We start from the raw sequence: 4,040 nt of genomic DNA on the forward strand, positions 1-4,040 counted from the left end.
ACTGTGTTTGCCAATGTCGATACCGAGAAGCGTCATCGTGTTCATGAGAGATCCTCCGCCGAAAACGAGAAAAGCCCTGCAAGCGTAAACCTGCAGGGCTTCTCGGTCAGGCTGACCATCTCATTAAACCCGGCCGAAGCCGGGTTTTTCTTTAACCGATCACTGCATCCACGGTGGAGGCGGTTCTTCGGTCTTGCCCGGCGGCGCATCGTCCGCCGCGCGTACGGCTTGCCTGCGCTCTTCATCCAGGCGCGCGGCCTCGATCTCGCGCATGATTCCGCCCACGTCAGCCAGCTCTTCCGTGTCGGCGAACTCGCCGGTCAGGACACTGGCCGGGTGCAAGGTGCCAGCCTCGTACAAGGCCCACATTTCCTTGGCGTATTTGGTCTTCTTCAACTCCGGTGCAAACCGCCCGAAGTAGGACGCCATGTTGCCCACGTCCCGCTCCAGCATGCTGAACGCGTGGTTGTTGCCAGCCGCATCCACCGCTTGCGGCAGGTCGATAATCACCGGGCCGGTCGGCGTCAGCAGCACGTTGAACTCCGACAGGTCGCCGTGCACCAGACCGGTACACAACATCAGCACGATCTGCGAAATCAGGAACGCGTGATACTCGCGCGCCTGGTCCGGTTCCAGCACCACATCGTTCAGGCGCGGCGCGGCATCGCCGTACTCGTCGGCCACCAGCTCCATGAGCAGCACGCCTTCGAGGAAGTCGAACGGCTTGGGCACCCGCACACCGGCACTGGCCAGACGGAACAGCGCCGCCACTTCGGCGTTCTGCCAGGCGTCCTCGGTTTCCTTGCGGCCAAACTTGGAGCCCTTGGCCATCGCACGGGCCTGACGGCTGTTGCGCACCTTGCGGCCTTCCTGGTACTCGGCCGCCTGACGGAAACTGCGTTTATTCGCCTCCTTGTAAACCTTCGCGCAACGCAACTCGTTGCCGCAGCGCACCACATAAACAGCTGCTTCTTTACCACTCATGAGTGGGCGCAGCACCTCGTCGACCAGACCGTCCTCGATCAGGGGTTCAATGCGTTTTGGAGTCTTCATCAGCTTTTATTGTGGGTCCTTTATTACCAAACACGCGAAAGTCATTCGTTATACGGCAATCCACTCACGGGGGGGAGGGGTTGCCGACTTATGAACATTGCAGATGCACACAATGTACCGTTCTCATCAGGTAAAACCGACGACCGCCATGGTCGTTCCAGATCATAGCCGAGCCTGCCTCACTTGTTGTGCAGAGGCATTGAGGGCAATTGCGACAGAAGCTGACACCACAGTTCATACCTTCCGTAGGATTTTTCCCAACAGGCCTCAATTTCCTCCGATAACAGCCGAAGTCCTAAGTGACAAAGTGATTTGTCCGACAATCGCTCCCCCAATAATAGCGATGCCGCACTCAAGGACCCGGGTTGACCAAGAACGTTTACGGCTGCCAATAAAACCGCGAGTCATCTGCACTGCGTGGGCCTACAAGAAAATCTGGAGCGCGGATGAACATCAAACAGAAGTTGACCTGGGCGTTTGCAATCATCGCCTGCCTGCCCGTGGTGCTGGTCGCCACCCTCGTTGTGCTGAACCTGCGCAGTGATGCCAGGGACGAATTCGTCGACGGCAGTGCCCGCGAGATTCGTCAGGTCAGCAATGCCATGCAATTGTTCTTTGACGGCATCAGCCAGAACGTCGATTACCTGGCCAAGCAGCCGCTGATCCGAAACTCCGACGACAGCCTCAAGACTTACATGGCCGCCAACGCCGAAAGCGTCCCTCAGGGGGAGGCTGACAAAAAAGTCTTCGCCCTGCTCCAGGATCTGGGCAACAGCCACCCGGCCTACGCCTATGCCATCCTCGGCACGGCGGCGGGCGGCTATGTGTCGTGGCCGGATGATCCTAAGCTGAATAACTACGACCCGCGCCAGCGCCCCTGGTACAAGGCCGCCCAGGCCAAACCGGGCAAGCCGTTTCGCACCGAGGCCTACTACTGGGCCCAGGATGACGCGACCTATGTCAGCACCGTGCGCACCATCGACAACAAGCTGGGCACCAACGGCGGCGTGGTCAGCATCGACGTGACGCTCAAGCAGCTCACCGAAATCGTCAAACAGATCAAGCTCGGTGAAACCGGCTACCTGATGCTGCTGGAAAACACCGGCATGGTCCTGGTGGACCCGAAACAACCGGAACACAACTTCAAACCGCTGAGCACCCTTGGCGACGGCTACGCGCAACTGGCCAAGGCCGGCAAGGGCCTGGTGGAAGTGGAGCTGAACGGCGAGCACTACATGGCCAACGTCTGGCCGTCTGAACAACTGGGCTGGACCTTCATCGGCCTGATCAAACAGGACGACGTGATGAGCTCCGCGACCCAGTTGACCTGGTTGATCGCCATCATCGCCGCCGCCCTGGCCGTCATCTTCGCCATCGTCGGCGCCAGTTTTGCCAGCCTCATCGTGCGCCCGATCCGCAGCGTGGCCAGCGGCCTGGAAGGCATCGCCCAGGGCGAAGGCGACCTGACCCAGAACCTGCAAATCCGTGGCAACGATGAAACCGCGCAACTGGCCAACTGGTTCAACCAGTTCCTGACTGCGATTCGCAACCTGATCCAGAACATCGGTGGCGCGGCGGGCAAAATCCTCGCCACGTCCAAGAGTTCGACCCAGGTCTCCAGCGACATGGCCGAAGCCGCCGGACGCCAGCGTGAAGCGGTGGACATGGTCTCCACGGCGTTCCACGAAATGGTCGCCACCGCCAACGAAGTCGCGCGCTCTTGCAGCCAGGCGGCGGAGTCTGCCGACAGTGGCCAGCGCCAGGCGCGCGAAGGTCAGCAACAGATCGATGCGGCGGTGAACAGCGTGGATCGCCTGAGCCAGGAAATCGAACAGTCGGCCCAGTCGATGCAACAGCTCGAACGCGACAGCAACGACATCCAGTCGATCCTGGGGACCATCCGCTCGATCGCTGAACAGACCAACCTGCTGGCGCTGAACGCCGCGATCGAAGCGGCCCGGGCCGGTGAACAGGGACGCGGCTTTGCCGTGGTGGCTGACGAAGTGCGGGCCCTGGCCAAGCGCACGGCCGACTCCACGGCGGAAATCGACGGGCTGCTGGGCAACCTGGCCAAACGCACCAGCCAGGTGACCCAACAGATGCACGCCAGCCTGGAAGTGTCCCAGCAATCGGTGACGCGCATCGGCGAAGCGCGCAACAGCTTCGGGCAGATCCGCGAATCGGTGGACGTGATCCGCGACATGAACACCCAAATCGCCACGGCGGCGGAACAACAGCATCAGGTGGCTGAAGACATCAACCGGCACATCAGCCAGATCCATGGCGATGCGCAGTTGGTGGCGGAACTGGCCAACTCGGCCCGCCTGGACTCCCAGAGCCTGGCCGGGTTGTCCAATGAACTGGACGGGTTGGTGCGCAGGTTCCGTACCTGATCAACCGGCACACCCCATAACCCTGTGGGAGCGAGCTTGCTCGCGAAAGCGGTATGGCAGTCAACATTGATCTTGACGCTGATGGCCCCATCGCGAGCAAGCTCGCTCCCACAAGGTTTCGGTGTCGCTCACATAATCTGAGCCAGGCACAAAATCTGTGGGAGCGGGCTTGCTCGCGAAAGCGGTATGGCAGTCAACATGGATGTCGAAGCTGATGGCCCCATCGCGAGCAAGCTCGCTCCCACAAGGTTTCGGTGTCGTTCACATAATCTGAGCCAGGCACAAAACCTATGGGAGCGGGCTTGCTCGCGAAAGCGGTATGGCAGTCAACATGGATGTTGAAGCTGATGGCCCCATCGCGAGCAAGCTCGCTCCCACAAGGTTTCGGTGTCGCTCACATAATCTGAGCCAGGCACAAAATCTGTGGGAGCGGGCTTGCTCGCGAAAGCGGTATGGCAGTCAACATTGATGTTGAAGCTGATGGCCCCATCGCGAGCAAGCTCGCTCCCACAAGGTTTCGGTGTCGCTCACATAATCTGAGCCAGGCACAAAATCTGTGGGAGCGGGCTTGCTCGCGAAAGCGGTATGGCAGTC

General features: G+C 60.2%; 2 protein-coding genes and 1 pseudogene. 2 read left to right on the forward strand and 1 reads right to left on the reverse strand.

Annotated elements, in window-relative coordinates:
- Positions 1 to 159: 159 nt before the first annotated feature.
- Entirely contained in the window at positions 160 to 1,053 is an 894-nt protein-coding gene (locus KGB20_RS24425) for a PA4780 family RIO1-like protein kinase (protein ID WP_090452950.1), read from the reverse strand.
- A 446-nt stretch (positions 1,054 to 1,499) separates the two neighbouring features.
- Between KGB20_RS24425 and KGB20_RS29375 the strand changes: the two are divergent.
- A pseudogene (locus tag KGB20_RS29375) lies at positions 1,500 to 2,588 on the forward strand (cache domain-containing protein); the annotation flags it as partial.
- Between the two features lie 129 nt (positions 2,589 to 2,717).
- Complete coding sequence (locus KGB20_RS29380; RefSeq protein WP_371317838.1) at positions 2,718 to 3,446, forward strand: methyl-accepting chemotaxis protein; 729 nt, start codon at positions 2,718 to 2,720, stop codon at positions 3,444 to 3,446.
- Positions 3,447 to 4,040: the final 594 nt, after the last annotated feature.

Origin of the sequence: Pseudomonas sp. BF-R-30 (genome assembly GCF_019956175.1) — a bacterium.
GTDB classification, from domain to species: domain Bacteria; phylum Pseudomonadota; class Gammaproteobacteria; order Pseudomonadales; family Pseudomonadaceae; genus Aquipseudomonas; species Aquipseudomonas jessenii.